General features: G+C 50.1%; 22 protein-coding genes. 10 read left to right on the forward strand and 12 right to left on the reverse strand.

Going from position 1 to position 24,830, the window contains the following annotated elements; all coding sequences use genetic code 11:
- Positions 1 to 3 precede the first annotated feature (3 nt).
- The gene (gene nikB, locus AC0LWT_RS28990) at positions 4 to 939 is read right to left on the reverse strand and encodes a nickel ABC transporter permease (protein WP_474684775.1); all 936 of its coding nucleotides are present in this window, start codon (positions 937 to 939) and stop codon (positions 4 to 6) included.
- Positions 940 to 947: 8 nt separating this feature from the next.
- Positions 948 to 2,555 (reverse strand): nickel ABC transporter substrate-binding protein, encoded by a 1,608-nt coding sequence (gene nikA, locus AC0LWT_RS28995; protein WP_474684776.1) that lies wholly within the window; start codon positions 2,553 to 2,555, stop codon positions 948 to 950.
- A 305-nt stretch (positions 2,556 to 2,860) separates the two neighbouring features.
- Between nikA and AC0LWT_RS29000 the strand changes: the two genes are divergently transcribed.
- The 3 genes from AC0LWT_RS29000 to AC0LWT_RS29010 all read left to right on the forward strand — a co-directional run bounded on the left by AC0LWT_RS29000 (position 2,861) and on the right by AC0LWT_RS29010 (position 5,313).
- Complete coding sequence (locus AC0LWT_RS29000; protein ID WP_474684777.1) at positions 2,861 to 3,733, forward strand: putative RNA methyltransferase; 873 nt, start codon at positions 2,861 to 2,863, stop codon at positions 3,731 to 3,733.
- A 236-nt stretch (positions 3,734 to 3,969) separates the two neighbouring features.
- Positions 3,970 to 4,419, forward strand: coding sequence for a MarR family winged helix-turn-helix transcriptional regulator (locus AC0LWT_RS29005; protein WP_474684778.1), 450 nt, complete (start codon positions 3,970 to 3,972; stop codon positions 4,417 to 4,419).
- Positions 4,420 to 4,434: 15 nt separating this feature from the next.
- Positions 4,435 to 5,313 (forward strand): haloalkane dehalogenase, encoded by an 879-nt coding sequence (locus tag AC0LWT_RS29010; RefSeq protein WP_474684779.1) that lies wholly within the window; start codon positions 4,435 to 4,437, stop codon positions 5,311 to 5,313.
- Between the two features lie 388 nt (positions 5,314 to 5,701).
- On the opposite strand, the gene AC0LWT_RS29015 is transcribed toward AC0LWT_RS29010, so the two are convergent.
- The 3 genes from AC0LWT_RS29015 to AC0LWT_RS29025 form a co-directional block, all read right to left on the reverse strand.
- Positions 5,702 to 6,460, reverse strand: coding sequence for a type II toxin-antitoxin system VapC family toxin (locus AC0LWT_RS29015; RefSeq protein WP_474684780.1), 759 nt, complete (start codon positions 6,458 to 6,460; stop codon positions 5,702 to 5,704).
- Positions 6,461 to 6,462: 2 nt separating this feature from the next.
- Positions 6,463 to 6,693 (reverse strand): hypothetical protein, encoded by a 231-nt coding sequence (locus tag AC0LWT_RS29020; protein WP_474684781.1) that lies wholly within the window; start codon positions 6,691 to 6,693, stop codon positions 6,463 to 6,465.
- Positions 6,694 to 6,857: 164 nt separating this feature from the next.
- Positions 6,858 to 8,141: an ArsB/NhaD family transporter gene (locus tag AC0LWT_RS29025; protein WP_474684782.1), complete on the reverse strand. Its 1,284-nt coding sequence runs from the start codon at positions 8,139 to 8,141 to the stop codon at positions 6,858 to 6,860.
- 337 nt (positions 8,142 to 8,478) lie between these two features.
- Between AC0LWT_RS29025 and AC0LWT_RS29030 the strand changes: the two genes are divergently transcribed.
- From AC0LWT_RS29030 to AC0LWT_RS29060, 7 genes are all read left to right on the forward strand, one after another.
- Entirely contained in the window at positions 8,479 to 9,360 is an 882-nt protein-coding gene (locus AC0LWT_RS29030; RefSeq protein WP_474684783.1) for a MurR/RpiR family transcriptional regulator, read from the forward strand.
- Positions 9,344 to 10,333 (forward strand): serine hydrolase domain-containing protein, encoded by a 990-nt coding sequence (locus AC0LWT_RS29035; protein WP_474684784.1) that lies wholly within the window; start codon positions 9,344 to 9,346, stop codon positions 10,331 to 10,333. Before AC0LWT_RS29030 ends, AC0LWT_RS29035 begins: the two co-directional genes overlap by 17 nt.
- Before the next feature lie 34 nt (positions 10,334 to 10,367).
- A complete protein-coding gene (locus AC0LWT_RS29040; RefSeq protein WP_474684785.1) occupies positions 10,368 to 11,669 on the forward strand; it encodes an ABC transporter substrate-binding protein in 1,302 nt (433 codons plus the stop codon).
- Between the two features lie 144 nt (positions 11,670 to 11,813).
- The gene (locus AC0LWT_RS29045; RefSeq protein ID WP_474684786.1) at positions 11,814 to 12,737 is read left to right on the forward strand and encodes a carbohydrate ABC transporter permease; all 924 of its coding nucleotides are present in this window, start codon (positions 11,814 to 11,816) and stop codon (positions 12,735 to 12,737) included.
- Positions 12,734 to 13,558, forward strand: a complete 825-nt coding sequence (locus tag AC0LWT_RS29050) for a carbohydrate ABC transporter permease (protein WP_474684787.1) — start codon at positions 12,734 to 12,736, stop codon at positions 13,556 to 13,558. Before AC0LWT_RS29045 ends, AC0LWT_RS29050 begins: the two co-directional genes overlap by 4 nt.
- A 36-nt stretch (positions 13,559 to 13,594) precedes the next feature.
- On the forward strand, positions 13,595 to 14,512 hold the full coding sequence (gene murQ, locus AC0LWT_RS29055) for an N-acetylmuramic acid 6-phosphate etherase (protein ID WP_474684788.1): 918 nt from the start codon (positions 13,595 to 13,597) through the stop codon (positions 14,510 to 14,512).
- 12 nt (positions 14,513 to 14,524) lie between these two features.
- Positions 14,525 to 15,445: a BadF/BadG/BcrA/BcrD ATPase family protein gene (locus AC0LWT_RS29060; protein WP_474684789.1), complete on the forward strand. Its 921-nt coding sequence runs from the start codon at positions 14,525 to 14,527 to the stop codon at positions 15,443 to 15,445.
- Between the two features lie 1,206 nt (positions 15,446 to 16,651).
- Here the strand turns inward: AC0LWT_RS29060 and AC0LWT_RS29065 are convergent.
- From AC0LWT_RS29065 to AC0LWT_RS29095, 7 genes are all read right to left on the reverse strand, one after another.
- Entirely contained in the window at positions 16,652 to 17,479 is an 828-nt protein-coding gene (locus AC0LWT_RS29065; protein ID WP_474684790.1) for a carbohydrate ABC transporter permease, read from the reverse strand.
- 19 nt (positions 17,480 to 17,498) lie between these two features.
- Positions 17,499 to 18,416 carry a carbohydrate ABC transporter permease gene (locus AC0LWT_RS29070; RefSeq protein WP_474684791.1) on the reverse strand — a complete coding sequence of 306 codons (918 nt, stop codon included), beginning with the start codon at positions 18,414 to 18,416 and terminating at the stop codon, positions 17,499 to 17,501.
- A 69-nt stretch (positions 18,417 to 18,485) separates the two neighbouring features.
- On the reverse strand, positions 18,486 to 19,880 hold the full coding sequence (locus tag AC0LWT_RS29075) for an extracellular solute-binding protein (RefSeq protein WP_474684792.1): 1,395 nt from the start codon (positions 19,878 to 19,880) through the stop codon (positions 18,486 to 18,488).
- Positions 19,881 to 20,020: 140 nt separating this feature from the next.
- The gene (locus AC0LWT_RS29080; protein ID WP_474684793.1) at positions 20,021 to 21,313 is read right to left on the reverse strand and encodes a glycoside hydrolase family 125 protein; all 1,293 of its coding nucleotides are present in this window, start codon (positions 21,311 to 21,313) and stop codon (positions 20,021 to 20,023) included.
- Positions 21,314 to 21,409: 96 nt separating this feature from the next.
- Positions 21,410 to 22,537, reverse strand: a complete 1,128-nt coding sequence (locus tag AC0LWT_RS29085) for a GntR family transcriptional regulator (protein ID WP_474684794.1) — start codon at positions 22,535 to 22,537, stop codon at positions 21,410 to 21,412.
- A gap of 396 nt (positions 22,538 to 22,933) precedes the next feature.
- Entirely contained in the window at positions 22,934 to 23,731 is a 798-nt protein-coding gene (locus AC0LWT_RS29090) for a helix-turn-helix domain-containing protein (protein ID WP_474684795.1), read from the reverse strand.
- A gap of 180 nt (positions 23,732 to 23,911) precedes the next feature.
- Positions 23,912 to 24,694 carry an inositol monophosphatase family protein gene (locus AC0LWT_RS29095; protein WP_474684796.1) on the reverse strand — a complete coding sequence of 261 codons (783 nt, stop codon included), beginning with the start codon at positions 24,692 to 24,694 and terminating at the stop codon, positions 23,912 to 23,914.
- Positions 24,695 to 24,830 lie beyond the last annotated feature (136 nt).

Consider the following 24,830-nt stretch of genomic DNA (forward strand, 5'->3'; position numbering starts at 1 on the left):
CCGTCACGCTCCTTTCGTGCGAATGCGCGGATCGATGATGGCGCAGACGATCTCGGCCAGCAAATTGACGACGACGAAAAAGACGCCGATCAGCAGCACAAAACATTGCACAACCGCATAATCCCGGTTCATCATCGACTCGATCAAGTATCGGCCGATGCCCGGGATGGCAAATACGTTTTCAACGATGACGGTGCCCCCGAGCAGATGGCCCAGCGTAATCCCGAGCGATGTCACGACGGGCAGCAGCGCGCTCTTCAGCACATGGCGGACGATGACGAGCGGTTCCCGCACTCCGCGCGACCGCGCGTACCGGACGTGCGGCTGTTCCATATGCTCCAGCATGCCCGTGCGAATGAGCCGGATGTAATACGTGCTGTAGGTGAGCGCCAGCGCGAGAGACGGCAGCACCATATGCGCCACCGTCCCCCGTCCCATGAGCGGAAATAAGCCCCACTTCAATCCGAGCCAATACACCAAAATAAACGCCAGCCAAAAACTCGGCATCGAGGCGACTGCAAATACGCCGAGCCGGGTTATCCGATCGAACCAGCCGTTTTTGCGGATCGCAGACCAAATGCCTGCCGGCACGCTGATCAGCAGCATCAAAACGAAGGATACGGCCCCAAGCTGAGCCGTCACTGCGAAGCGCGCTCCCAGCTCGGCCAATACAGGCTTTTTCGATATAAAAGAAACGCCGAAATCCAGACGCGCCGCATCGCGCATCCACTGAACGTACTGTTCGAGCAAAGAGCGGTCGAGCCCGAGCTCCTTGCGTGCCGCCTCAAGCGCAGCTTGCGTAACGGGCACTTTGGACAAATTCAGGTAAGCTTCCGCCGGATCAACCGGGATAAGCCGGATTAACAAAAAAGCTACGATCGTTATTCCCAAGACGACAACCAGCATACTGCCGATTCTTCCGGCCACAAAGGATACCATGACCGCACCTATTTGATGTCGAACGCATCGAAAGGAATTTCAAACTGCATCGGGTAAAATGAAACACCGCTCACATGATTGTTCGCAACAGCCACATTGACCGTGTAGGAGATCGGCAGGTACACCGCCTGCTCATGCAATGTCGTCAAAATGTATGTATACAGTTCCTGCCTCGTTTTCTCGTCGGTGCTCGTGATCACTTGCGTAATTTTATCGTCGATTTCTTTTTTCATCGGCAAGCCCGCCTGCGCCTGATAGTCGGCATGACCCGACTCGCGCATCGAGGCCACGACCGTATGCGGATCGTAAGGAATGCCCCACGTTTCGTTGAAAGCGAGATTAAATGCGCCTTCTTTTTGCCGGTTCGTAAAAGCTTGCTTCTCTTCGCCTATCATGCTGCCTTTGATCCCGATTTTGCGCCATTCTCCCTGCATGTACTCAAAAATCGTTTTTTGAACCTGGTCGTTGCTGTCATAGGCCAGATCGAGCTCCAGCACTTTCCCGTCTTTTTCGCGAAACGGCTTGCCGGCCACCTCTACCCAACCCGCTTCAGTCAAAAGCGATTTTGCTTTTCCCAAATTGTACTCGTACGGCTTCAAGTTCACGCTGCTGTAAGGCAAAGTCGGCGCAAACAGCGTGTCAGCCTGCTTCTCGATGCCATTGAGCACATGCTCGATCACGGTCTTTTTGTCCAGCGCGTATTCAAGAGCCTGGCGCACGCCCAATTCCCGCGTCGGACCTCTGTTCGAGTTGATCGCCAGCGATCGCGTGGACAGCGGCTCGGAGACGTACGTCTGGTATTTGCCCATATCCTTCAGCGATTTGAACGCATTCGGGGTCAACTGACCGCTGCCGAAAATCATATCGATGTCTTTATTCTCCAACGCCATCGCCCTGGCCTGCGGGTCGGGAATGATTTTGATCGTCACCTTTTCCAACTTCGGCTTCTCGCCCCAGTAATGTTCATTGCGCGTAAATACCGCTTGTTCGTCTTTTTTATAGTCGGTCAGCACCCAAGGGCCCGTTCCTATCGGCTGTTTGATCGTCTGGGCCGTACTCCCGTCATCGGGAAAGCCGGCATTGCCGAGGATGCGAAGCGGACGAATAAGCGACAGCTCCTGCAGGAACGGATAGTATGCATTTTTCAGCTCCACCTTAAAAGTTTGCGCATCCACCGCTTCCGTTTGCCGGATTTCGTTTACCGCCTCCAGCCAGCTATGGCGCTTGCCGTTAGCCAATACGGCGTCGAAATTTTTCTTCACAATCGCCGCATCGAATGCCGAGCCATCGGAAAATTTCACGCCCTGGCGCAAATGAAACGTGTAAGTTTTGCCGTCCGGCGCAACGTCCCACCTCTCAGCCAGCGCAGGCTGCATGCTGCCATCCGCTCCGTATTTCACAAGCGGCTCATACACCATCGCCTGGGCGAAAAGCTCGTTCGGCGCATACAGATGCGGATTCAGGCTGCCGACATCTTTGGCCCAGGACAGCGTGATGGCTTTCGGTTTCGCCGCATCCGCTCCCGCAGCGGAATCTCCCGCAGACTTGGCGCAGCCGGTCAATGCTATCGCACTTACGGCGGCCGCCACAATTAATTGAGTTACCCGTCGTTTCATCGTTCTCTTTCCCCTACACTTTCTACGCAAAAATATTAATAGTAATAATTACTATTATATGAAAACGGACATATATTGCAATACTTTATTTACAAGCCTCTAATGATATATGATGAGATGGGGATTCCCCCAGATTGACTTGCAGAACAGGAGCGATTCACAGCTATGATCATCCAATTCATTCGTTTGCGGTAATGTGAGGTGCAGATCATAAAACCGGCCTTTTTTTCAAATTCAAAGGTCAGGTTTATTTGTCTGTGCCTTTTTTCATTCACCGAATCCGAATGAATGGGGTGCTTTTTTTTATGAATACCGCTCATTTTATCGCTTCTTTTCGCGATATTTTCCGATGTCCGCTATGCTTCGCTTCAATGAATGCCGCGAACGACGGTAAAAGTTTCGTATGTCCGAATAAGCATTGCTTCGATCTGGCCAAACGCGGGTATATCAATTTGCTGCCCCGCCCTGTCGCAACGAAATATGACAAGCAGCTTTTCGAGTCCCGCAGGGCCATTGGCGCCAGCGGCTTTTGGAAGCCGGTGGATGCGTATATTTCCGAGCAGATCATTCATGCGCTTGGAACAAAATGCGATACGACAAAAGTGCTCGACGCCGGCTGCGGCGAAGGGTCTCATTTATCGTGCATCAAAAAGATAATCGCCCGTGCGACCGAGAAAGACGTGCTCGGAGTCGGCCTCGATATATCCAAAGAAGCAATCGTCCTGGCCGCCAAAAACGACGCCGATTCGATTTGGTGCGCAGCCGATCTGGCCAAATGCCCGCTCGCCGATAAGCAATTCGATTTTATTCTTAACATCCTCTCACCTTCCAACTATTCGGAATTTCAAAGATTGTTCAAAGGTGGCGGGAAGCTGATCAAGGTCATACCCGGGAGCAGTTATTTGCAAGAGCTGCGGGCCCTTTTTTACGATCAAACCGGCAAACAGGCGTACTCCAATCGCGACACGCAGGAGCGCTTCGGCATGCATTTCGAACTGCTGGAAACCAAGCGTTTGCACTACAAAGCTCATCTGCGCCAGCCCCTTATTGAACATTTGGTGCGCATGACGCCGTTAACATGGGGAGCGCGGGCAGAGCGCCTGCAAAGAGTTCGTGCAATGGAGATTATGGAGGTCACAATCGATTTGACCGTTTTGGTCGGCAAAAAGCGCGGCTGATTTAGCGTGAAGCGTTGCCGTTACTGACAGCGAGGAGATTGGAGCAGGTGCCGCAGCGCCTGCTCCAGTTCGTTGAAGTAACGGGAGATTGTGCAACAATCCAACAAGGCGATAGCATAATTATCGGCTAACTGGATAAGTCTCACAAAAAAATTAGTTGCAATAACATCCTATTTGCCGTATAGTGAAATTAGTCGCAATAACATCCTATTTTCACAAACAAGGAGGAGGCTAATTTGAGCGAGCATTGGAGACAAAATGACAAGGGTCCAGCGGAATCGCACGGTCAATACATTTCAGCCATCTATCGGCACATGCAGATATTCATCTCAGCCGAGTTGGCGCCATATCGAATCGGAAGCGGACAGTATATTTTTCTGATGGCGATTGCGTTTCAGCAACCAATCACTCAGAAGGCGCTAAGCGAGAAACTGCTCATCGACAAAACGACTACCGCTAAGGCGATTACCAAGCTGGAAGCAGAAGGTTACGTGCGGAGAGAAGCCGATCCCGCCGACAACCGCTATCATCTGCTCTATTTGACGGACTCGGGACGTGAGGTGGTACCTAAGGTGCAGGAAGCACTGGCCCGCGTTAAGAACAAAACCCGGAAAGGCATTACCGATGAGGAGTATGACTTTTTACTGAGCCTGCTGAACATCGTGCTTCGCAATCTGACCGAGTAGGAGGAGAGATGAAACATGATTAACGAGGCATTCCCTTATGAGAAAAAGCGAAATCAAGTATTCGGGTTAGAGATGGCGTATGTGGAGGAAGGAAGCGGTGACCCGATTGTTTTCCTGCACGGCAATCCGGCATCCTCCTATCTCTGGCGCAACATTATTCCTTATGCCCGGAAGTTTGGCCGCTGCATTGCGCCCGATCTCATTGGAATGGGCGATTCCGCAAAGCTTCCGGACAGCGGGCCTCACGCATACACCTTTGCCGAGCACCGCCGCTATCTTGACGAGCTGCTCAATCAGCTTGGCGTGAGCGAGCGTGTGACTTTCGTGGTGCACGATTGGGGATCGGCACTGGGCTTCGACTGGAGTAAGCGGCATCCCGACGCGGTCAAAGGCATCGCATACATGGAGGCGATTATTAAGCCGCGCAGTTGGAGTGAAATTCCGGAGACTGGACGCAAAATCTTCCAGACGCTCCGGACGCCGGAAGGAGAGCGAATGGTGTTAGTGCAAAATTCGTTCATCGAGTTCAACTTGCCGGTCAACATATTGCGCAAGCTGACGGATGAAGAGATGGCACAGTACCGTCGACCGTTCCTGGAGCCGGGCGAAAGCCGCCGTCCTATGCTCAGCTGGGCACGCCAACTTCCGTTCGACGGAGATCCGGCTGATATAACGGAGATTGTCACCGAGTATGGAGAATGGCTGGCGCAAAGCGCTGTTCCCAAACTATTCGTTCAATGCGACCCCGGCTTATTGCCGCAATCCCACATCGATTTCTGCCGTACATGGCCATCGCAGATCGAAGTTACTGTGCCAGGCCGCCACTATCCCCAAGAAGACGCACCCGATGAAGTTGGCGAAGCGCTTGCCGCATGGCTGAAAAATTTGGATTAACGTTACGCGGGTACGAGGTTGTTCCATAAGTAAAAATTAAAGAGGCGTAGGATACGTTTGATACTCAAAAAATGATTTTTAAAATAAACAAAGGAGTTAAGCGGCTTGCATGTGCCTAACTCCTTTGCTTTTTGCGTTTACTGCTGCTTCCTTCAGCAAATTATGGGCAAGCGAAAGCCACCCGACCTCCAAACTTACTTTGGGTAAGCCTCGAAGCAGGAATCTTTTGAAAGGATACCGGCGGAGAGTCTTGCTTATACAACAACATATGGCAACAAGAGATCCTTAGCAAATCGACTGCGGCGGATTCGGGATAGAAAGGAACTGAACATTTTATCCTTTATTACAAAAATAAAAAAGACGCTGAGAAATTTATTCTCCCGTCTACTTAAGCCACTTTATAAATCCTTATGCTCCTGCCGATTAAATCCTTAGGCAGCAAACTAACGTCCTCTTCGTTGTAGTTACCAACCTCAAAATCTCCGTCCAATGTCAGAAATAAATCACAATGGTTCCAACGGGCACTCGCAAGATGGATGGCATCGGGCATATCAACCTGAAATAAATATGAATACGCAAGTGCCAATTGCTCAGTAGATTCATCTGATTGAACATACTGAACATGGAAACCATATTCACGAAGAAGCCCCTTAAACTCTTCAAATGTTTGCGTTGCGCTTTTATAAAAACTTGCAAGCAACGCCCTCTGACGGGGAAGCTGCTTCAAAAATTTCACAAGTTCATACGGCTTCACACTAACATAGCGACCTTTTATGGTCAAATAATCCTTCGCCTTTGCTTGTGTGTAAATCGAGGCTATCGCACTTTGATCGATGATTTCATCCTTTTGTTCCGCAGTTAGTGGCTTTCGACGATTCTCCGGGATAGAAACAACCTTTTCATGATACACTTGTAAAGCGCGTAGAATTTTGATTTTAAATAAATTACTGACAACCTCAGAAGCTACGTGTATATTGGTAATCCAACATACCCCTTGGTCTGCCATATGGTCTAATACATCCAGCACTAAATCATGTCGCCTATCCTCAACGTTTATAGCGGCCAAAATAAAACAAGCATCCAAGTAAACGGATGCTTGTGTAACATTCTCTCGGAGAACACTCTCAGCAGTTACAACAAAACTCATCCTTACTTTCCCTTCCGATCATAACGATGCAGATCAACAGCCGTTACACCAAAAGCTGATCGTACACCAATTTTTTTAATAGCTTGGGAAAGCGGAACACGTGTTGTATTACTCTCTGTTATTTGCTTCGTCCGCGATGCCATGTTTTTCTCGACTACTGCCATGGCCATCAACTCCTCGTTTTTTACGATGTTTATGCCATTACTATACTTCTTTTGGGAAGGTTTGTCCATGTTTAATCCTTTTCTAAACCGTGGAAATTGCGGTTTTTTTAAGCTTTTTAGTATCCTTTCTCCCCAATCCTCCCCCCTTTTAAACTTGATGTGCCTGGGAATAGAAAGAGACCGGGTGATGCCCGGCCAATGACCACAAGAGTTTAACGAGCTCGTATTTTACATCAAATAACAAAATAACGGAAATAAATATACGCGCTGGACAGCAGTATGGATAGAATCATCAACGGAAATCCGTACTTCATATATTTTACAAATGTGATCGGATACCCCTCTTTTCCGGCCATCCCGGCTACGATCAAGTTGGCGCTCGCTCCGATCAATGTCCCGTTGCCGCCAAGACATGCGCCCAGGGCAAGGCTCCACCATATTGGCTCCAGATGGATAACCCCCAGATTCCCCATCTCTTGAATCATCGGAATCATCGTGGCGACGAAAGGAATGTTGTCCAGGAATGCGGAAGCAATTGCGCTTAGCCAGAGAATCAGCATAGAGGTCGCAAGCGGATCGCCCCCTGTAAATTGTATGGCCTTTGCCGCCAGCCGGGCGATCACTCCGGTTTCCACCAGTCCTGAGACAAGTACAAACAAACCGACAAAGAAAAACAGGGTCATCCATTCGACGCTATGGAACGCTTTTTCCAGCATCGTCTCCCCGGTCAAAAGCAGCAGCAGGAACGCGCCGCTTAACGCTACGGTCGCCGACTCCAAATGCAAAGCTTGATGAAGGAAGAAACCCAGCATCGTTAGTCCGAGCACGACGAGGCATTTGATCAGCAGCTTGCGGTCGGTAATCATGGAATTTTCGTCCATGTCCATCATGCTCCGCTGCAGCTCGGGCGTGGTACGAATTTGCTTGCCGAACATCCATATGAACAAAGGGATATAAGTCAACATAATAATGACCGCCAGTGGCGCCAAATTATAGATGAACGCCATAAAAGTCAGCTCTTTGACCGCGCTGCCGATCATAATATTGGGCGGATCGCCGATTAGAGTGGCCGTACCGCCTACATTCGACGCAATGATTTGCGTGATCAGAAATGGGACGGGATTTACGCGAAGCTGTCTCGTAATGCCGAGCGTGACCGGGACCATGAGCAGGACGGTCGTGACGTTGTCCAAAAACGCCGAGCCGACTGCCGTAATGGCAACAAGCGCGATCATGATGCTGACCGGCTTCCCCTTGGCGGACTTGGCCGCTTTCACGGCTATATATTTGAACAGTCCGGTTTCGGCGGTCACGCCTACAATAATCATCATCCCGACAAGCAGCCCCAGCGTATTGAAGTCAATGTGATGCAGCGCCGTTTCCTGGTCCACAATGCCCAGAACGACCATCAAAACGGCTCCGAGCATAGCCAGAACGGTACGGTGAATTTTTTCAGAAATAATCATTGCATAAATAGCCAAAAAGATGCCAATTGCCCAAATAGCTTGCTGTTCCATATACTCCCCCTTATAAACCCGTTGATTTTGAAAAAAAGACAAAAAGAGCCCGCTGTTGGCAGGCTCCTCCGGTAATCCCATATATACGTTTTACTGTACCTTTTTTCGTAAGGAAAGTAAAGCATAATGATTTTACGTGAGTTAAACTAACACAAAATTACTTTATTAACACTTAAAATGACATATACATAACACCATCAAAGCAGATTATGAAATTTTATTTTATAATTTTATTGATATTTATGAAATATTGATTTATTATTATCCCATGAGTTGTTACCGGTAAACAACGATCATCCAGTTCCAAACGATTGATTAATTAAAGGTGGGATCCGCTATGCATGGTGGGCTCGTGAGTATCAAGGAAGTTATCCACACGTTAAAACCCCAGGAACGGATTGTAGCCGATTTTATTCTGGAGCATCCGGAGCAAATCGTGAATCTATCCGTTCAAAAGCTTGCAGAGCTGACTGGTGTCAGCGAAGCTACCATTGTTCGACTTTCACGCTCGCTTCATTTCAAAGGGTTCCAGGATTTGAAAATGCGGATTGTCGCGGATTTGGCACAATCGGCGCAAGCTTCCAAGGAAGCGGACACTTATCAGGAAATTCAGCCTAATAGCTCGGTGACGGCTTTAATTAACTCGATTTCTCACAACAACGCCCAGTCTATTCAGGATACGCTGTCGGTTCTGTCGGCCGAAGAGGTAGAACGAGCTATTGAAGCAATCGGCGCAGCCAGAAAAATATGCGTCTTTGGCATAGGCGCTTCCGCCGTCATCGCCCAGGATTTCATGCAAAAACTGACGCGTATCGACCGATGGTGCGAGGCTGCGTTTGATTTTAACTCGCAAGCTACGCTCGCAGCCAATTTGAAGGAGGGGGATGTGGCGTTCGGCGTTTCATATTCGGGGCAGACGGAAGACATTATCGGCTCACTCTCGATTGCGAAGCAAAACGGAGCTACGATTATTTCCCTCACCAAGTTCGGCAGCAATCCCGTCTCCGAGTTGGCAAACGTCCGATTGTTCACCAGTTCATTGGAGAAGAGCATACGGAGCGGAGCGATGGCTTCCCGCATTACGCAATTAAATGTCATCGATATTTTGTATGTGGGCATCGCCCAACTGCATTACGATGAAACGGTAAAATTGCTGGAAAGAACAAGAAAAGCCGTGAGCCCTTCAAAGCGCAATGGATACATTGAACCGATTAATTAACAGTTGGATTCGGGAGAAGCGGATTCCTGGCGCCGTGCTGGATATTCGAGTCAAGAATAAGAAGAGGGTCCAATGCTCGTTCGGCAGTTCTTCACTATCGACCTTGTTTGATGTCGCTTCTCTGACGAAAGTGGTCGTCACTTTGCCTGCTGTCATACTGCTGGTCCAATCGTCGAAGCTGTCTCTGAGCGACCCGGTACAGCAGTTTATACCGGAATTTCGCCACGCGGAGGTGACGATCGGACACTGCTTGCAGCACACCTCCGGATTGCCGGCCTCGCTTCCCGGTTATCGGGAACGGTATGCGGACAGGGATGTCCGGCAGGAAATCCTCTCGCAGGCGCTGGAATTCGAACCGGGCAGTCGCGTGCAATACAGCGATGTGGGCATGATCATTCTCGGATGGATCGTCTCGCTGGTCACCGGCAAAAATTTGGACGTTTTCGCTAAAGATGAAATATTCGCGCCGCTCGGCCTAACGGATTGCCGCTTCAATCCGCCCGGGAATTGGAAAGATCGGATTGCCCCGACGGAATGGGACGGCGGCAAATACATCATAGGCGAAGTTCACGATGAAACCTGCTGTCGCCTTGGGGGCGTGTCCGGCAGCGCAGGCTTGTTCGCATCAGCCGAAGACTTGGCACGGTATGCGTTGTGCTGGCTCTACCCCGAACGTTTCCCGCTCTTAACCCGAACGAATGTAGACGCGTGCACGAAATTCCCGTTTGAGGGACGCGGCCTTGGATGGCAAATACAGGACGGCCGCGATTCGACACTCGCTTGCGGACCGAACTGGTCCATCGGCAGTTTCGGCCATACGGGCTTTACCGGTACGAGTCTGTGGATCGACCCCGTACGGGAGCTCGTCGTTGTGTTTCTTACGAATGCGGTTCATTACGGCAGAGACAATCCCATTAGGCAGCTTAGACCTATACTTCACGATGCCATAATCTCCTCATTTATAGATGAATAACAAGCATTTTTACTCCAAGGGAGGAATCTAATAAATGAAACACTTATTCACGCAAGCTACGATTACGCTGCTTTTAACATCGGCCGTCTTGACGGGGTGCGGGGACAACAAAAATGCAAGCGAGTCGTCGCCCGGCAGTTCCGCCGCACCTAAAGCCTCGGCAAGTTCCGGCCAAAAAGTGAAGCTGGTTATGGGCAGTTGGAGAACCGACGACAAAGCTGTGTACGAAAAAGTATTTGCGGAATTCAACAAGCAATATCCGAATATCGAAATTCAATTTTCGCCTACGAAAAGCACGGAATACAACACGGCTCTAGGCGTTGCTCTGCAAACGGGCGAAGGCCCCGACATCATTCATCTGCGTCCTTATGCGGCGGGAATCGGACTCGGCGACGCCGGTTATATCGAGCCGATTAACGGACTGCCTGGCTTGAATGCGTTCCCGGCCGATGTGCTGGCTGCAGCTACAGGCAAAGACGGCAAAATCTACGGTGTGCCTATGGCGCTCAACACGGTAGCGGTCATGTACAACAAGAAAATTTTCAAAGATAACAATCTCGAAATCCCCAAAACCTGGGATGAACTGCTGCAAGTTTCCAAAACCCTCAAAGATAAAAAGATCGTTCCGTTCGGCTTCGGAGCGAAAGACGGCTGGATTTTATCGATGACGCAGGGCGCAATCGGTCCGGCGGGATACGGAGGCAACGACTTCGCCGGCAAGCTCGTAAAAGGCCAGAAGAAATTTACGGATGCGGAATATGTGCAATCTTTGCAAATGATGAAGGATCTGTCCCCCTACTTCCCTGACAAATTTACCGGCATCAGCTATGAGGATATGAGAACGTTATTCGCAACCGAGCAAGCAGCTATGTATGTGCTGGGAGATTTCGATGTAAGCGTCATCCGCTCCATGAATCCTAATCTGGATCTGGGCGTATTCCCGATTCCTCCGAAAACTGCCGGCGGTTCGCCGACGGTAACGACCTATGTAGACGGCTCCTATGCGGTTAATGCCGCATCCAAGCACAAAGAGGAAGCCAAAAAATTCCTGGAATTCGCAACAAGCAGTACTTTCGGCAACTTGTTCGCCAATGAAATGAAACGGGTCAGCCCGATTCCGGGAGTTAAGGTCAACGATCCGGTCATTGCGCAATTCGCCGAATATGCCGCCAAAAATTCAACCCCCTATTTGATGGTTACGAACTTCAACAGCGGCAATCCGACAACCAAAGTTACGCTGGAGAATTCGCTGCAAGCCTTTTATTTTGACAAAAAGAACGCGCAGCAAGTAGCTGAAGACCTGCAGAAAAACGCAGACACCTGGTTTAAGCCGTAATCTCATCTTGTAAACCGCAATTCATGGCCAGCCCCGGAAATCAAAGTCTCAACGTCCGTGTGGAAACGTTCGTCCGCTAACGCGCTTGGAACTTTTCGGGGCTGCTCTTGCGTTCTATTCATGTAAGCGAGGTGTAAACTTACCATGGCCGACAAACCCAAACGTCTCCAACGCAACAGTTGGTCCATCCACCTTTTGCCCATTCCAGCCCTCGCCATCTATTTGCTGTTCATCATCTATCCAATTTGCGCCGCCTTCTTGTATAGCTTGTATGATTGGCAAGGCATTAAGAAGCTTGGTTTTATCGGAGCCAAGAACTTCAAAGATTTATTTACGCTTGAGCCTTTTAACACGATGTTCTGGAACGCGCTTGAACACAATGTCATCTATTTTGTCGTGCAAATGGTCGTGATGAACGGCATTGCGTTCCTCCTTGCCTATCTCGTGTTCAAAAAGCTTAAAGGGTCCGGATTTCTCAAAGTGGCATATTTTTTGCCCAGGCTGTTATCCGTAATTGTCATCGGTTTTTTATGGAAATTAATTCTAAATCCGACGTATGGCACGATTAACGTTCTGCTGAAAAAGTTAGGCCTGGAAGCATGGACCATGTCTTGGCTGGGCGAGCCGAGCACCGCACTCATCTCCATCATTCTCGTCAACAGCTGGTTTGGCGTCGGATTGTCTCTGCTTATTTTTCTCGCCGGCCTGCAAGCTATTCCCACCGAGGTTCTGGAAGCGTCCCATCTTGACGGAGTCAAAGGGTTCAAGTTCATTCGGACTATGATTGTTCCCTTAATGGCCCAATCGATTATTATGGTTACGGTGCTGACTTTTATCCAATCGTTTGAAGCCTTTGAGCTTGTGTATGCCATGCAGGGCTCGACAGGAGAACCGTATTACTCGACCGATACGTTGGCTGTCTTCTTTTACCGTACCGCATTCGGAGGTTCCTCCGGCGACTCGGTCGCAATCGGTCTCGGTTCTGCGCTGGCTGTCGTCATGTTCGCGATTATCGCCGTTATTTCAGCAGGTTTCATGGCTTTGACAAGGAAGGTGACCCAGGAATGAAACCAAGCATATCGATACGCATCACACAGCATGGGATCGGCTATCTGTTTGCCTTGCTCAGCCTGTACCCGGTATTTCTCATGGTTTCTTCATCCTTTAAGTCAACTGTCGAGATATTCAAGGAACCGCTGGCATTGCCTTCAAAACTGTCATTCGCCGCTTATGAAAAGCTGCTTGATCAACTGCCGTTCGGCAAGTTTTTATGGAACAGCATTTTCGTTTCCGGAATCAGTGTCGTTATTATTTTGATTTCATGCTCCTTGGCTTCTTATTATATTTCTCGAACCTCTTTCAAATGGAACGGAGCTTTGCTGTTTATTTTCATGCTTGGCATGATGATTCCCATCAAGCTGGGCATTGTGCCTTTGTTTCTGCTAATGAAAGGCATCGGCTTGATCAACACGGCTTGGTCGCTCATATTCATCTATACGGCTATGGGAATACCGCTCGGCGTCCTGATTCTTTCGGGTTTCTTTCGAACGCTGCCCAAAGAACTGGAAGAAGCCGCCAGAATCGACGGCTGCACCGATATGCAAATTTTGCGGCTTATTATCACACCACTCATGCGTCCGGCGTTAGGCACCGTCATGATTATTAACTTCGTAAACGCTTGGAACGACTTCTTCTTCCCGCTCATCTTCATCCAAAGCGAGACCAAGAAGACGATTCCTGTCGGAATGATGTCGCTGTTCGGCGAATATGCCTCCGATTGGAGCACATTGTTCGCAGGGCTTACGCTTGCTTCGCTGCCCATGATCGTCATGTTCATTATTGCCTCCAGGCAGTTCATGGATGGAATGACGGCCGGCGCAGTTAAATAAAGAGAAAGACCGGAAAGACAACAGGAGGAATATGGGATGGATACCTTACAGCATCTTGTGACCGAACAACGCAACGAACGAACGCTTGATTTGAGCGAACTCAGCATCAAAGAAATTGTTGAAATCATGAATGACGAAGACGGCAAGGTGGCCGGGGCGGTTCGGCAAGTACTGCCTAAAATAGAACTTGTCATCACTGAAATTGTGAAGGCATTGGAGCAAGGCGGCAGATTGATCTATGTCGGGGCCGGGACGAGCGGAAGATTGGGTGTGCTTGACGCCGCCGAATGCCCGCCTACTTTTGGCGTAGATTATCATACTGTCGAAGCGCTGATTGCCGGTGGAGAGCGTGCGTTCATCACCGCGGTGGAAGGCGCCGAGGATGACGAGCAGCAAGGAGCCAGCGATTTGCAAAATAAGAATTTGACGGCGAAAGATGTTCTTGTCGGGCTGGCGGCCAGCGGCAGAACGCCTTATGTCAAAGGCGCTTTGCTTTACGCCAAGGAAGTCGGAGCGGTCACGGCAACGATCACCTGCAATCCGAACTCCCACCTGAGCGAATACGCCGATTTGCCCATCGAAGTCGAGGTCGGCCCCGAGGTGCTGACGGGATCTACGAGGCTGAAGGCGGCAACGGCTCAGAAAATGATCCTGAATATGCTGACGACGACGGCCATGATCAAAAGAGGTAAAGTTTACCAGAATCTGATGATCGATCTGCATGTCAGCAACCAGAAGCTGCAAGAGAGAGCGCGTAATATTTTGATGCAGGCAACGGGCGCGACTGCCGAGGAAGCGGCGGGCAAACTGCTCGAAGCGGACAATCATGTGAAGACGGCAATCGTGATGATCGAAGCAGGCGTAAGCAAACCGGAGGCATCCCGTTATCTGGATGAGACGAATGGGTTTGTCACTCAAGCGATAGCCCGTGCGCGTGCGGAGCTTGGAAAGTAGGTCGATGGACGAATGAAATACGTCATTGGGATTGACGGCGGCGGGACCAAAAGCCTCCTGCACATGATGGATTTGGCGGGAAATCCGCTGTTTGAGCTGCAAGGCGGACCGACCAATATGTATGCTACGAGCGTGCAGGCGGTTGAGCGGGAGCTGACCGAGCTGCTTGCCCGTACGGCGGAGGCTTCGGGGAGAAATATCGCCGATTGCGCCGCATTATGTCTGGGCAGCGCCGGCGTTGATCGGCCTGATGAAAAGCAGGTGCTCATCGATATATTCCGCAAATTGGGCGTAATGGGCCAGCTCACGATTACCCATGATGCCGAAACCGTTCTTGTAGCCGGGAGCGGCAAGCAAGAAGGGATCGTGCTCGTATCCGGGACGGGCTCGTTAGGATTCGCCTGCGATCTGGCCGGCCATCGCACCCGCACCGGCGGGTGGGGGCACTTGCTCGGAGATGAGGGCAGCGGCTATTACATCGGCATTAATGCCGTTAAAGCAGCCGTCCGCAGCCATGACGGCCGCGAAGCTCCGACCCTCCTGCTCCCGATGATTATGAAGGAGATCGGCATCGACCGTCCGGAGCAATTTCTGCAGTATGTGTACAAAACGGCGGAAAAGCCGCAAATTGCCGCTTTAGCCAAAGTCGTCTTGGCAGCCCACCTTGCGGGAGACCTTAGAGCCACGGCGATTTTGGACGATGCGGTAGACGAGCTTTATTTGATGGTGGGTACACTTGTTCGGGCGCTTCATTTTGAGGATCGCGACGTTACGATGGTCGCCAACGGCAGCATTTTCACTCATATTGATTATATATATGAGAAGCTTACAGAGCTTGTCCGCGCGGCTTACCCGCGGATAACGGTTGTCAAACCCGCCCGCAGCGCGGCATACGGGGCGGCGCTGATTGCCTTGCAATCCTTGGCGGATTAGAGGCCTTGGGCAGGAACGCGGCGGACCCATACGTCGGGGCAAGCCGCCAACAAAAACTTGACGATTTCCAAATAAACAATTACCATTAATTTGGAAAATAGTCCGCTACAACCTGCACTTTCCAGGCTGCCCGAGAAAGTCTCGACACTTTGTTTAGGGTTCGGCTCGGAGAACCAGAGAGGCCAACACGCGCCTCTCCTAGTGCAGGTCGTGGAACTGCGCAACTGGACAGGAGACGGCTTGGCAGGGAGAAAACCTGCGAAAGTGCAGGTTTTTTCTGCGAAATTGGCTTATTCGGTCGAAAAGCCTGCAAAAGTGCAGGAATTTTCGCTGAAAGTGAACCTGAGCCCGTGTCCCCGCTGAAAAGCCTGCACTTTTGCAGGAATTGTTCTTAACCAGCGATCAAGGACGCAAATTCATGTATTTTTGCAGGTTTTCTTGGCGCAGCCAGCAGATTGTGGCTATCGCCTCCTACGCGGGGTCTCTGGGCAGCCTGTATTATCACAAGTTTTCTTGGCACAGCCAGGCAGATTGTGGCTATCACCCTCTTACGCCGAGGTTTCTGGGCAGCCTGTACTTTCGCAGGTTTTCTCGGCACAGCCAGGCAGATTGTGGCTATCGCCTTCTACGCGGAGGTTTCTGGGCAGCCTGTATTATCTCAAGTTTTCTTGGCGCAGCCAGCAGATTGTGGCTATCGCCTCCTACGCGGGGTCTCTGGGCAGCCCATACTTTCGCAGGTTTTTCGGCTGTGAGTCTGTCCGACGAGCGACGTAGAAAGTGTCGATGCAGCGTTAGCGGCAGTATCCCCGGTATGCACAAAAGCAACTCCGCCCGCCAGAATCCTGGGCAATTGCTGTAGTCGGGGGATTTAGAACATACGCGGATCGGGGGATGGTTATGAAAACAGAGCGGATCGTTGTGATTGCCATGACCCTGAATGTAGTCTTTATATTGTTCGCTTTATTGGGGCAAAATTATATAACCTACGCGCCCGCAATAGGTTGGATAGGCGTATTGGTTACGTCGTTATTCATTTTGGTAACGTTCCTTATTCGAAGAAATCGAACATAACCTCCACCCCACTCTAGCGTAAATTCACATTAAAAAAGACGCCCTCATCCCCACTTGTACCGTGGTTTTGAAGGCGTCTTCGCGTTACGATCACCGTCCCCTTGCAGGACGGCCTTGCCGCGCATGCAATGCCGATTACCCTTTGTTCGCGCCGCTCATTGTAAAGCCGGTGGACATGTACTTTTGCCCGATGACGTACAGCACGATTGCCGGGAACGTGTACAGTGTCGAGAACGCAGCCAGCTTGCCGTATTGCACCATGCCGTACTGGCCGAAAAATTGGAAAATGGTGACGGACGCCGGCAGTTTCTCCGGGCTTTGAATCAGTATGAACGGGACGAGAAAGTTGCCCCAACTGCTTGAAAAGGCCGAGATCAGCACAGTGAACAAGCCGGGCAGCATCAAAGGCATAATAATCCGGCCCAGCGCTTGCAAGCTGGATGCCCCGTCCACCCATGCGGACTCCTCTAGGTCGACCGGAATCGAGTCCATGAAATTTTTCATCATCCAGATCGAAAATGGAAGCACGGAAGTAGCCTGGAATACTAACGTCCAAAATAGCGAATCCTGAAAATTAAAGTATACGAACAGCTGATACACCGGCACCATAACGGCCGTAATCGGCAGCCCCGTACAAAACAGGATAACGTAAAGAAAAGTGCGTTTGCCGCTCATTTCATAGCGCGATAACGGATATGCAGCCAATGCCGATACAACCAGCACCAATATCGCCTGCCCCAGCGACAAATAAATACCGTTCAAAAACGACCGTTGGTTCCCGGAATCCCCCAATATCGAGCTGAAATTACTCAAGGTAAAATGCTTGGGCACATGAACCGCCAGCGTGGCCTCGGCGTCGAAAGCCGCGAGCAGCAGCCACAGAAGCGGGACCGCAAATATGGCTCCGATCAGAATAAGAATGATATTCGGCAGCCAGCCGCTTAATTTGGAGCGTTTGGTCATCTCTCGTCTCTCCTCTCGCTCAAAGTTTTACTTTCAGCACGCGAATGTAAATAAAGCTGGCAACGATGCCGATCAACAAGAGCACCATGGATATCGCTGTGCCGTAGCCTAATTGGTAATTTTGGAACGCTTGATGATACATATAGAGCGGCATCGTTTCGCTCGCGGAGCCGGGTCCGCCGCCGGTCATCGCATAAATCAACGTGAATACGCCCAAAGTCGAGAGCGTGTTCAACACCATATTGGTAACTACCGAGCTTTTGATATGCGGTAGAATTATTTTCCAAATTCTTTGCCACGCCGTTGCGCCGTCCATAGATGCCGCTTCCAGCATGTCTTTCGAAACATCGCCCAGCGCCGCTTGGTACATCAGCATCGAGAAGGCAGTGCCGTGCCAGATGTTCGCGATAACTACGCAAGTCATAGGAAATGTATACAGCCAGGTCACCGACTCCAGATGAAAATAATTGAGGACGATGTTGGCCGTGCCTTGATCATTAAAAAATGCAAACCATACGAATGCGCAAATGATTTCGGGAATGACCCAGCCCGCCACGACGATAGCGCCGATCAGGCTCCGCAAAAACTGCGGTCTTTCATTCATCAGCAAAGCGATAATAAAGCCAAGCACCTGCTGGCCGATCAGAGATGAGAAAACAAGAAAAACGATCGTGTTTTTAACGCTGGTGCGAAATGTGTCGTCTTGGAACATGGTGACGAAATTGTCAAAACCGATGAACTGCCCATGTGTGGAAGCTCCTGTCAACGTCTTGTCCGTAAAAGATAAATAAAACGTCATTGCAGAAGGAGTGAAGAAAAAGAATATGAGCAAAATCCACGCGGGCAGCAAAAACAACAAGCCCTTTATGTTGACGCCCGAGATCCATTTGCTGCTTGAAACGCCTTTTTTACCCGTATGCTGAGCACTGTATGACATGGTCTTACTCTCCAATCCATGGATGCGGGAACCGCCGCAGTTGATTACGGCGATTCCCTCCCCATCGCTTTATTTCTCTTCGATCTTGCTGTCGCCCACGATTTTCTTCACTTTGTTCGCGTATTGCTCCATCGCTTTCTCAGGTGTCAGCGATTTGCCGACGACTTTCTCTACCGCATCCTGAATTTCACTGGAAACTTGCGGATACTCAGGGTATGCCGGTCTTACGTGCGTAAAGGAGATGAATTCGGAAGCTTTTTTGAGCAGCAGCCCTGGCGTATTGGCATACTCGGGGTCTTGAGCAACGTCGGTACGCGTCGCTACGCTGCCTTCGGTCATGGTCAGTTTTTTCATATTGTCGAAGTTGGTCGCCATTTGAATGAACTCCCAAGCCAAGTCCTTGCTGGTTGAGTTCTTCGGAATCGAGAGCGCCCAACCGCCGGACATCGATACGTGTCCTGGAGCTTGACCGTTCTGCGTCGGCATCGCCGTGAACTCATACGTTTTGATGCCTTCCGGCCAAGGCTTGGAGCCTGTCGGCAGCCATGTCGCAGGAACCCAGTTGCCTTGCAGCACGATTCCCACTTTTTGGTTCGGCATCGTCTCGTTCTGGTTGATCGAATCCGCCTGTGCATTCAAAATTTTGGACAGGTCCGGGCCGAGCTTGTTGCTATAAATTTGATCGATGAAAGACAAGGAATCCTGGAAGCCTTTGCTTTTCACAACCCATTTGCCGGAGCTTTGATCGTAAAGCGTATCGTTCGTTCCGTACAGCAGCATCTCAAACGTTTGCATCGATGTGCCTTCGCCGGCCGCTTTGCTGGAGAACGCCCAGAAAGGCGTAACGTCAGGCGCTTTTTCCTTGATAGTTTTGGCGGCGGTCAAAATGTCATCCCATGTTTTCGGCTCCCATGGAACCGGAAGTCCGGCATTTTTGAAAATGTTTACGTTATAATACAGCCCGCGGGTATCCGTGTTGTAAGGAACGCCGTAAATTTTGCCCTCTTTGCCCGTTACCGCCGGGATAATCGATTTGTTGAAGTTCGGCCAATCTTTCCACGCATTGACTTGATCGTCCAGAGACGTCAGGTAGCCTGCCGTGCTGTCGGAGTTGACCATGAAGGTGTCCTCTACAATGACATCCGGCGAGTTCTTATCGGTCGAAAGCATGAGCGGCAGCTTGGTGCCGTAGTCTTTGCCCTGAACCTCTTGCAGCGTTACGGTCACGCCCGGATGGCTTTTTTCAAACTGGGTTTTCAGTTCCGGGAACCATACGGTAAGCGGGTGGCCTTCGTTCCATTTTGGATATACGATGGTCAGCTTTTTGCTTTCTGCGCCTTTCTGTGCCGCTGCCGTACCGGCTGGCTGTGCCGTATTATCTGTTTTTGCGCTGGAGCAAGCGGATAAAGACAAAGCAAGCAGAAGTCCTGCAGCTCCAATTTTCCACATTTTCGATGTGTTCATTCACGTACAACTCCTCTTTGTAATTTGTTTGCAGACCGTCCCTGATTCGTTGGGATATACCATGCAGATCTTCCGCACATCACCTCCCGCAGCATGTAAACTTCGCAATAAACCGCTTACATTATAGTCAAATTAGCCAGTTATAACTGGCTAACCTTACTATTGCGCTGTTCCAGCCATTTGACGACGAATTCGCCGAACAAGCTGTTTGCCCAGGCAAACCATGGCCGCGTAAATGTTTCCGGCTGGTCGGGATCAAAGCTCTCGTGCATATAGCCCGTGCCCGCCGTCGTTGCAACCAGCATGTCGATGATTGCATTGCGTTCGCTCAGCGAGTTTGTCGTGAGCCCCTGCACGATCAGGCCGATGTGCCATACATTGTTGCCCGGCGTATGCGGACTGCCGATCCCTTTGGCGTAGCGGCCTTCGAAATAGTACGGATTATCTTTGCTGAGAAGAAATGAACGCGTTCTCCGGTAGAGATCATCGTCAATAGGGCGATAGCCCAGATATGGAATGGAAAGCAAGCTCGGCACGTTCGCATCGTCCATAAGGTTATAATTTCCAAAACCGTCGGTTTCATATGCGTAAATCCGGCCATAGCTCGGGTGGTGATACACGCCGTAAGTTTCAATTCCGAATTCGATCTCCGATTTCAGCTTCGCAGCGTCAAGCGCCAGCGCCTCATCGTTATAAAATTGCTCCGCAAATTGCTTGATATGTCCAAGTATAACAACCGCGAACATATTCGCCGGGATCAAATACCCGAACTTGCAAGCGTCGTCGCTGGGACGAAACCCCGACCAAACCATGCCCGTATAATTGGACCTTGTCCCCTTGCCTTGAAAAGGAAGCGTGTCGGACGGAAGAATAATATCTTCCCTTTCGAACGAATACGGAGATTGCTCGTCATGATGCTGTTCGACTTTCATCGTATCGACAATTTTGCGCAGCATTTCATGAACTTCTTTTGTAAAGACAGTCGAATCTTCCGTGGCTGCCCAGTAATCCTGGCACAATTGCACCGGATAGCACAAGGAATCAAGCTCGAATTTCCTTTCCCAGATCCACGGGCCCATCTGCGTATCATCCGTCTGATGGCCGTTCCCGTTAGCTTCCTCGTTGAAAGCATTGGCATACGGATCGATGATCAGACATTGGGCCTGCCGCTGAATCAGACCTTTAACCGCTCTTTGCAGATCGGCGTCATGCTTGACCAGCGGCATGTATGGCCTTACTTGAGCCGATGAATCCCTCAGCCACATGGCAGGAATATCTCCCGTAAAAACGAACGTGGTCCCGTCGTCAAGCAGCTTTGTAGTCGTTTGCAAAGTATTCGGATAACACTGCTTGAACATAGGAGCGAGAACCGGATAAACTTCTGTCAAATTAGCCGCGACGGAGTCGATATAACGCTGTAATGTCTCGTACATACTTCAGAATTCCCTTCACAAAACATATGATGTTAATATATCTTTTATGGATTTAATATATCAACAACATATCATTATGTCAATATATTAGAGAATTCATGTTGCAAAAATATATTCAACCATGTTCAGCAGCGGCGGCTGGATACCACTCCATTGATCGACCAGCAGGTCCACGGCCTGGATCCCCATCTCTTCCTCATTTTGTTTCACATGGATGAACGGCGGTTTGGCCATAACGGAATCCGGGGAGTCGAAGCAGACAATTTCGAACGGCTTGTCGTTGGAAGCGGAGGCGTGAACGGAACGAAGCTCCTGGTCCAAAATGACGGCCAGATTATATTCACAGGCCACGAATCCGGTAACTTCCGCATGCCGCTCCGCGAAATGGCGGATCAGCTTTTGATCGGCGGCCATATTTTCCCGGGTCAAGGACCTTGGCAGCGTACTGGAAAAATCGGTCAGCAGCAGCTCGGCTTTAAACGTCTGCCCATGCGCCGCCAGCGCGTTCTGGAAGCCTTGAATCCGCTCCTCGATCGTCGTCGTATTTTCCGGAGGCGTAGAAATAAAAGCAACATGCTCGTGGCCCTGCTCCAGCAAAAAGCTCGTCAATTCAAACGACGCTTTCTTATTGTCCGTACAGACCGAACAGGCGGCAATCCCTTTCAGATAGCGGTCGATCAATACGATCGGGAAGCCGTCCAGCACGAGACGCACCAATTCTTCGTTGTAGTGCTCGCCATGGACCGGAAATACAATCAGCCCGTCCACGCCCAGCTTGGTCAGGAAACGAATGGCTTTTTGCTCCTCTTCCCGCTCGTCATTGGTCAGTCTTACAATCAAGCCAAAACCTAACTCCGAACAACGCTCTTCGATAGCCCGAAATAACTTCAATCCGTAGGATTCTCCAATATCGGGAAGAATAACCCCAATTAATTTTTCTTCCAGGGGCTTGTCCTGCGGGGAGACCGCGTCTTTAGCATGACCCGCAAGTTGAGGCAGCTGGGCCGGCTGCCGGTGGCTCACGAAGGAGCCCTTGCCGCGCACTCTCTCTACGACTCCGGCGTTCGCCAGCATTTCCAGCGCTTTCTTCGAAGTTATTCTGCTGACTTTAAACTGCTCGGACAGTTCCTTTTCCGAAGGGACGCGATCCCCTGGCCGCAATATTTTATTGTGAATTTGATTAAACACATAGTTATATATTTGTTCGTATAACGGGCCTTCCATGATATAGCCTCCCATGACTTGATATATCAACTATATTATAACTCAGGTGAGTTAGCAAGATAGCGGTTTTTCAACTCGATGTTTATGCGCTGCGGGAGCCCGTTTTCAGACAAAAAACAGCCTTCTCCGCAACGAGTGCGAATACAGGCCGTTTTTGTATCGTTCAATTGTGCCGGGAAGGGGAATCATGAACCATCCGGACGGTTAACCCCCCGGATCGAAGTGGAGGCGCCGTGGACCGATATTGGAGCCGTCGCCCTCAGTCTGATCGAGCGGAAGTTCTCCGGAAAAGCCTTACTCCGAATAAGCTGATTCGGTTCCAGAACATCTGCGAACAACACCGGAATGATCTGGCAGCTTCCCGCGGAATTTATTGTTCCGCATTTCCGCCCAGGCTTATCGATTGCTGCTTTGGGCAATGCGACTGAGGAAATTATTCATCAACAGGGGCAGGGAGATCAGAATCGGCGGGTCGTCCAAGCGAGGCAAATAGAGAGTAACTTGTTGATGCGGAACCGTGGAATAGGGTCTGACTATGACAGGTTCCCTGGAACGGGTGCGCAGCGTCGTGTGCGGGAGCAAAAAATCCATAGCCTTCATCTTCCAGCAAACCGACGTAGCCATCAAATAATAAATGCCTGGCTTCACATTATTAAAGCAAAAGTCTCCCAAAGAAGACAGCAGCGTTCCGTGTATGGGCAGCCCCTCGGGAATCGGCTTGGCGAACAAGCCGATCAAAACGACGCCCTCAAAAGGGATCTCCGCCCGGACGGTCCCTTCAATCCTGCCGTATGGGTTGGTAACAGGAAGCGGCGCAAGCCAACTACCAAGCTGCTGCAAGGAACGGAAATGGTTGTCGACCTGTAGCCTTGAGTTCCGAAAGTGCGAAGGCGTCACGCCTACCCGTTCGGTAAACCGGGTGGTGAAAGTCCCCAGGCTCTGCTGACCGATCTCCAAGCCGATATCGCGAATGCTCAAATTCGTATGCAGCAATAAGTCTTTGGCCTTCTGCAGCCGGAGTGCGGACACGTAATAGAGAGGCGAAAGACCCATTCTTTCTTTAAAAATACGCGTGAAATGGTAAGGGCTATAGGATACATGACCGGCCAGACGGGAAAGCGGAAGCGGTTCATAAATATGCCGGTGAATATAGGCGATCACTTCGTCGATTTCTGAGTTCCTGACAGTTGCCATTCTACCCTTCCTTCCACTTATTTTATGTACGGTTTTCAGTCGAACGGGAGTATTAACAAACAACTAACAGAACAATTGTTCGCATTTATTTTATCACATATTTCTTCTTTTGGGAATGGCTGTTTTATACTAAAAACCCGCCCTGGATCATCAAGGATCAAGGCGGGTTATCGGCTTGCGTTATTTTAAAACGGAAACCATTTGCGCATGGATTGCCGGGGTCGAAGCCATCACTCCGCCATGATGCGTCCAGGCAATCTCATTGCCTTCCAAATCCGAAAACTTGCACCCGAGTTCCTCCAGGATCACTCTGGAAGCGGCATAGTCCCAGGCGTTTACCTTGTACTGCAAATATGCCCCAAGTTTCCCCATGGCAATATCGCAAAGCTCAATCGTGGTCGCACCGAAAACCCGGATCCCTCTCGATTTAGCCACGAGCTTCAAATAAGGCCCCCACTGATCGATTTTATCCGCTTGGCTCCAGGGAAGCGTGATGGCAAGAAGTTCATTTTCGAGCCGTGTTTCCTGCGAAAGCGGCTGTAGCTTCGTATCGTTCAAATATGCACCCTCGCCTTTAAACGAACGGAACAGACGATCCCCGGCCACATCGTATACAATTCCGAAGACCCCGGCGGAAGTGCTGCAAAAAGCAACCGAAATGGCGAAATCCTGCTGCCGGTTAACCATATTGGTTGTGCCGTCAATAGGATCTATAATCCAGATGTACTCCCCCTCCGAGGACGTATTGCCGATGTTCTCTTCCCCCATAATCATATGGTCCGGGTAATGCGTTTTGATTTTTTCCACAAAAAATCGTTCCACTTCTCTGTCGACAACGGTCACCAAATCCGAATGGCTTAATTTTGTTTGAACGGTCAAGCCGTTTTTCATAAGTTCTTTAATGATTTGTGCCGCTTCCGCTACCCAACTTAAGGCGTTCGTGTAAGCTTGCTGCTCCAACATACTGCACATCTCCCTTAACGAAAAAATTCACTTAAAATAAGTAATAATTTTATCTATTATTTGGTATAAATTTACCAAAATTAATCCGTTTCGTCAATATTTTCGTGCTGAAGCGGCGAAAGACGAAACAGGAGCT

This window comes from Paenibacillus sp. sgz302164, from assembly GCF_056120505.1.

Excerpts from the sequence above, each read along its gene's own strand:
- nikB (WP_474684775.1), bottom strand. The coding sequence starts at position 939 with ATGGTATCCTTTGTGGCCGGAAGAATCGGCAGTATGCTGGTTGTCGTC.
- nikA (WP_474684776.1), bottom strand. The coding sequence starts at position 2,555 with ATGAAACGACGGGTAACTCAATTAATTGTGGCGGCCGCCGTAAGTGCG.
- AC0LWT_RS29000 (WP_474684777.1), top strand. The coding sequence starts at position 2,861 with ATGAATACCGCTCATTTTATCGCTTCTTTTCGCGATATTTTCCGATGT.
- AC0LWT_RS29010 (WP_474684779.1), top strand. The coding sequence starts at position 4,435 with ATGATTAACGAGGCATTCCCTTATGAGAAAAAGCGAAATCAAGTATTC.
- AC0LWT_RS29015 (WP_474684780.1), bottom strand. The coding sequence starts at position 6,460 with ATGAGTTTTGTTGTAACTGCTGAGAGTGTTCTCCGAGAGAATGTTACA.
- AC0LWT_RS29020 (WP_474684781.1), bottom strand. The coding sequence starts at position 6,693 with ATGGACAAACCTTCCCAAAAGAAGTATAGTAATGGCATAAACATCGTA.
- AC0LWT_RS29025 (WP_474684782.1), bottom strand. The coding sequence starts at position 8,141 with ATGGAACAGCAAGCTATTTGGGCAATTGGCATCTTTTTGGCTATTTAT.
- AC0LWT_RS29030 (WP_474684783.1), top strand. The coding sequence starts at position 8,479 with ATGCATGGTGGGCTCGTGAGTATCAAGGAAGTTATCCACACGTTAAAA.
- AC0LWT_RS29040 (WP_474684785.1), top strand. The coding sequence starts at position 10,368 with ATGAAACACTTATTCACGCAAGCTACGATTACGCTGCTTTTAACATCG.
- AC0LWT_RS29045 (WP_474684786.1), top strand. The coding sequence starts at position 11,814 with ATGGCCGACAAACCCAAACGTCTCCAACGCAACAGTTGGTCCATCCAC.
- AC0LWT_RS29050 (WP_474684787.1), top strand. The coding sequence starts at position 12,734 with ATGAAACCAAGCATATCGATACGCATCACACAGCATGGGATCGGCTAT.
- murQ (WP_474684788.1), top strand. The coding sequence starts at position 13,595 with ATGGATACCTTACAGCATCTTGTGACCGAACAACGCAACGAACGAACG.
- AC0LWT_RS29060 (WP_474684789.1), top strand. The coding sequence starts at position 14,525 with ATGAAATACGTCATTGGGATTGACGGCGGCGGGACCAAAAGCCTCCTG.
- AC0LWT_RS29065 (WP_474684790.1), bottom strand. The coding sequence starts at position 17,479 with ATGACCAAACGCTCCAAATTAAGCGGCTGGCTGCCGAATATCATTCTT.
- AC0LWT_RS29070 (WP_474684791.1), bottom strand. The coding sequence starts at position 18,416 with ATGTCATACAGTGCTCAGCATACGGGTAAAAAAGGCGTTTCAAGCAGC.
- AC0LWT_RS29075 (WP_474684792.1), bottom strand. The coding sequence starts at position 19,880 with ATGAACACATCGAAAATGTGGAAAATTGGAGCTGCAGGACTTCTGCTT.
- AC0LWT_RS29080 (WP_474684793.1), bottom strand. The coding sequence starts at position 21,313 with ATGTACGAGACATTACAGCGTTATATCGACTCCGTCGCGGCTAATTTG.
- AC0LWT_RS29085 (WP_474684794.1), bottom strand. The coding sequence starts at position 22,537 with ATGGAAGGCCCGTTATACGAACAAATATATAACTATGTGTTTAATCAA.
- AC0LWT_RS29090 (WP_474684795.1), bottom strand. The coding sequence starts at position 23,731 with ATGGCAACTGTCAGGAACTCAGAAATCGACGAAGTGATCGCCTATATT.
- AC0LWT_RS29095 (WP_474684796.1), bottom strand. The coding sequence starts at position 24,694 with ATGTTGGAGCAGCAAGCTTACACGAACGCCTTAAGTTGGGTAGCGGAA.